This is a genomic window from Streptomyces sp. NRRL S-37 (genome assembly GCF_000721605.1).
Classification (GTDB): Bacteria; Actinomycetota; Actinomycetes; order Streptomycetales; family Streptomycetaceae; genus Streptomyces.
On record NZ_JOIZ01000096.1, the window covers coordinates 1 to 1392 of the forward strand.

4 protein-coding genes are annotated in these 1392 nt (G+C 70.3%); all 4 read right to left on the bottom strand.

Going from position 1 to position 1392, the window contains the following annotated elements; all coding sequences use genetic code 11:
* A partial coding sequence (locus tag IH50_RS43690; RefSeq protein WP_420709177.1) for an AMP-binding protein occupies positions 1–228 on the bottom strand: 228 nt, incomplete at its 3' end.
* Complete coding sequence (locus tag IH50_RS41880; protein ID WP_030873038.1) at positions 167–430, bottom strand: hypothetical protein; 264 nt, start codon at positions 428–430, stop codon at positions 167–169. The genes IH50_RS41880 and IH50_RS43690, both read right to left, overlap by 62 nt.
* Before the next feature lie 124 nt (positions 431–554).
* Positions 555–1085 carry a condensation domain-containing protein gene (locus IH50_RS0136900; protein WP_030873041.1) on the bottom strand — a complete coding sequence of 177 codons (531 nt, stop codon included), beginning with the start codon at positions 1083–1085 and terminating at the stop codon, positions 555–557.
* A partial coding sequence (locus IH50_RS38390) for an AMP-binding enzyme (RefSeq protein ID WP_037873646.1) occupies positions 1076–1392 on the bottom strand: 317 nt, incomplete at its 5' end. The genes IH50_RS0136900 and IH50_RS38390, both read right to left, overlap by 10 nt.

Genomic DNA, 1392 nt, shown 5'->3' on the forward strand with positions numbered 1-1392 from the left:
GGACTCCAGACCCACACCCCGGGCCACCAGCAACCGCGCCAGACGATTCGCACGCGCATCCAACTCCGCATACGACACCTCGACACCGTCACCCACCACGGCAACCGCATCCGGCGTCCGCGCCACCTGCGCCTCGAACAACTCCGGCACAGTGACCTGCGGCATCTCAACCGCCGTGTCGTTCCACTCCACCAGAACCCGGGCGCCGCTCAGCCTCACCCAGCACATCCACCGCGCTCAACGGCCGGTCCGCGCCACCTTCCAGCGCGCCTTCCAGGGCGGACACCACATCGCCTGCCGCGTTGATCACCATCGCGGCGACCGCCGACCCGTCCACCGACGCCACCGCGTCCACCGCAAGCGACAGCTCAGTGCCGTCGTCGTCGACCGAGACCGACAGCGGGTAGTTCGTCCGCTCCCGCGAGAACACCGTCCGGATGCCCTCAAGGCCCGGACCAGCGCAGCGAGAACACCCGCACCATCACCGAGGCGCACCCGCACCGGCAGCGTGTTGATGAACGGACCCGCCACCCGGTCCGCCCCGGAGCCGGCGTTCATGCGTCCGAAGAGCACCGTGCCGAACACGACGTCGTCCCCATGTGGTCGCGCACCATGTGATGCGCCCGTACCAGGGCCAGCCACTCGCCCGAGTCCGGTACTGCGGCGATGTGCAGTCCGATCAGCGGAGCCCGGCCCAGATCGATCGACAGACCGCCGCAAGCGACCAGCTCCGCCACCGGATCCGCAGCATGCGGGTCGGGGGAGACCTCCTCGACGTGGAGCTCGGCGTGCCGCCACACCACCTGCACCGGCTCGCGCAGGCCCTCCCACACGATCCCGGTCCGATAGATGTCATGGCGGTCCACCACACGCTGCAGTGCCTCGGTGAACGCGTCCAGCCGCGCGCGCGAGTCGAACTCCACCACGACCGGCGTCACATAGGCGTCCTCGCCGGTGTCGGCGAGGAGGTGGTGGAAGAGCAGGCCCTCCTGGAGGGGGGCGAGGGGGTAGATGTCGGCGACGTTCGCCGCGCCGCCCTCGACGGTGGCGACGACCCGCTCGACCTCCTCGGCGGTCAGGTCCACGCCGCGCAGAGAATCTCTTCGCGGACCGTGGCGGGACCACGGCCGGAACCGGTGTACTCGGGTGCGGGCAGGGCCTTGCGGTCGAGCTTGCCGTTGCTCGTCAGCGGCAGCGCGTCCAGGGTGACGACCGCTGCGGGCACCATGTGCTCCGGCAGTCGACCCGCCACGAACTGACGTATCTCCCGGATGAGTTCGTCGTTCTGCGGAGCCTCGGCCGGGACGACGTAGGCGACCAGGCGCTTGTCACCGGGGCTGTCCTCACGGGCGATCACCGCCGCCTGAGCGACCTGCGGGTGCCCGGCGACGA